Source organism: Sphingomonas aestuarii (genome assembly GCF_054457155.1).
Genome location: NZ_JBTKVV010000018.1, coordinates 1 through 2,372 on the forward strand (window position 1 = coordinate 1; position 2,372 = coordinate 2,372).

At 56.0% G+C, this 2,372-nt stretch carries 3 protein-coding genes; 1 reads left to right on the forward strand and 2 read right to left on the reverse strand.

The annotated features are described in order from the left end of the window. A partial coding sequence (locus ACX0GZ_RS14725) for an ATP-dependent helicase (RefSeq protein WP_458817507.1) occupies positions 1-954 on the reverse strand: 954 nt, incomplete at its 3' end. Positions 955-1,322: 368 nt separating this feature from the next. Between ACX0GZ_RS14725 and ACX0GZ_RS14730 the strand changes: the two genes are divergently transcribed. Next, positions 1,323-1,685: a hypothetical protein gene (locus tag ACX0GZ_RS14730; protein WP_458817508.1), complete on the forward strand. Its 363-nt coding sequence runs from the start codon at positions 1,323-1,325 to the stop codon at positions 1,683-1,685. Between the two features lie 207 nt (positions 1,686-1,892). Here the strand turns inward: ACX0GZ_RS14730 and ACX0GZ_RS14735 are convergent, their stop codons facing one another. Then, entirely contained in the window at positions 1,893-2,180 is a 288-nt protein-coding gene (locus tag ACX0GZ_RS14735; RefSeq protein ID WP_458817509.1) for a hypothetical protein, read from the reverse strand. Positions 2,181-2,372 lie beyond the last annotated feature (192 nt).

Genomic DNA, 2,372 nt, shown 5'->3' on the forward strand with positions numbered 1-2,372 from the left:
TCCCTCGCGCCAGTCCTCGTCCGCGATCCAGCGGTTGTAGAAGCTGATAATTTCCGGGGTGGACCGGTAGTTGATCGTCAGCCGTTCCTGCTGGCACTGACCCTTCGGGAAGTGCCCTGGATATTCGAGAATGTTCCGAATGGTTGCGCCACGAAACCGGTATAATCCCTGATCGTCATCGCCAACGACACACAGGTTTTTTTGATCTCCCGCCAAAAGGAACAGCAGGCGTTCCTGAATGGTGTTGGTGTCTTGATACTCGTCCACCATGATGTGAGTCAGGCGTTGGCGGAGTCCAGCCAGCACCGAGGGGTTCTCCTCCAGAAGCCGCAAGGCCTCGAATTGGATTCCGGCGAAGTCCAAGCTGTTCTGCTCGGTCAGCATTTCCCGGTAGAGCATGGCAGCGCTACCCAACGCGATTATCGCAGGATCATTGCCCGCCTTCAGCGCATCGACATCCAGCGCTTCCTCGGAGACCTTGTTGAGCCATTTCATCAGTTGGGTCGCACGATACCACCGGCCAGCCTGGTCCTTGCCGATCACAAGTTCGATGTCCTCGATCTCGGCGAAGCGGTTCAGCCGCTGATAGAGAAAATACTGCTGATCGAACTGGTCGAAGAGCGCGAAATTGCGCTGCAAACGGGTGAACTCGCGATGATCCTTCAGCAGACGCAGGCAGATCGAGTGGAAGGTGCCGAGATACATCTCGTTGAGGTTGAACGAGATGCCCAGTTCCAGCAGCCGATTGGAAACGCGGGTCGTTAGCTCCCGCGCGGCCTTGTCAGTGAACGTCACCACGAGCAGAGCTTCAGGCACTGCACCGTTATTGCGGATCAGTTTAACGATTCGCTCGACAAGCGTGAACGTCTTCCCCGATCCCGGTCCAGCTATGATCAACAGCGGGCCATCGGTGGCGTCAATTGCGGATTGTTGATCTGGATTCGGTCCTTGCATTGCGGAAGCCTAGAGCGGTGTTGCTTGCTTGGCGACCAGGTTGGGGAGATGGCTAACGAGGGCAGCCAAAGGTAAGTTCATTTCGGTCGGAGCCGCGCGTAACAAGCGTTCCGTCATGCGCTCCACCAAGTATGTCCCGCTATCTCCGACATTCTGCGGATCGTCGCACGACGGAGGCTGAATCGACCCTGCGGCGACGGTTGCGAATCCGACGATCGTCTGCGGCGGTGCGGCGTTCCAAAACCCTTTTAAAATCACGGTCTCAAATCCACTATTTGCCGCCAATATTCCGTGCCGATATTTGGCTTTCCGCAACCGTGTGGATTTGAAACAGTAGATTAGCAATGCTGTCGGGAGGGGGAGACAATATGAGACGGGTAAAACAGCGCGGCGGATCAGATTGCGGCGTTGGGGCTGTCGCAACATTGGCGGGCGTTTCCTATGAGGAGGCGTTCGAAGCGGTTTACCCGGACGGCAAGGCGAGGATCACCAGTTCGAGTAAGCTGATCTCTGCGCTCGAGAAGCTCGGTCGGCCCGCTGCCGCAAGACGGATGTCGAGCATTGGCACCACCACGATGACGAGCTTGCCAAGCGATGCTCTGCTAAAAGTCAAAGTGAGTGGGGGATCATCGATCCACTGGGTGGTGTGGGACAGAAAAAGGAAGATGAAGCTCGACCCTTGGCCTGACCCGATGCGTCACAAGGTGATCTGCTATTTGCTCGTGCCCTGAATTACCGTCATTAGAAAGGGGCATCAGAGCGTCCGTAAAGGTGCCGATCCCATGTTCGCGATGTATGCCCAAGCGAGATGCAGCACGACCTGCCCGGATCGTCTCATCGACCGGGGTGGAAAGACCCTGTTGAGACGATCTCAGATTTGATGATCATTTGAGAATGTGGGGCTGCACGGGTGGACCATCGCTGGCCCACCCGTCGTGTCAGTCAATTTGGAAATAGACCGAGCCGGACTCGGTGCCATTCTCGCGAGGCCATCTCTTGCGACCTCGAAGCTTAAAAGTTGCTCCCAGCCATTCTCGAATCATCCGCCCAACGTGCGAGTTGACTGTGCGCTCACCGAGGTGTTGACGAAGTTCAGGGGCCAACACGCGGATCGGTGCTCGTCCGTTCTTGGCTGCCGCGATCACATCACATGAGTTTTTCGAAAGTGCATGGGCTGTTGCGCGCCCGGCTGGAGTGGTTTTGAAATGCTCGTATCCGAATGCCATTTTGGCCTCCTTGGGCCAAGGCAGGATGCCTTGGTGAGCAGTATTCATTTTACCCCCCTTGGATATTTACCTCGTTGAGACGAGTGGAGGCTTTTCAGCGGCAAGATGAACTTAGCGGTCCAGATATGCTATAATCGGACCTCAATGACCCCATGCTTCAACCACATCGGTAAGGAGACCGCATGCTGATCG

Bases quoted from the DNA above. Each gene is read 5' to 3' on its own strand.
- ACX0GZ_RS14730 (WP_458817508.1), top strand. From the start codon at position 1,323: ATGAGACGGGTAAAACAGCGCGGCGGATCAGATTGCGGCGTTGGGGCT.
- ACX0GZ_RS14735 (WP_458817509.1), bottom strand. From the start codon at position 2,180: ATGGCATTCGGATACGAGCATTTCAAAACCACTCCAGCCGGGCGCGCA.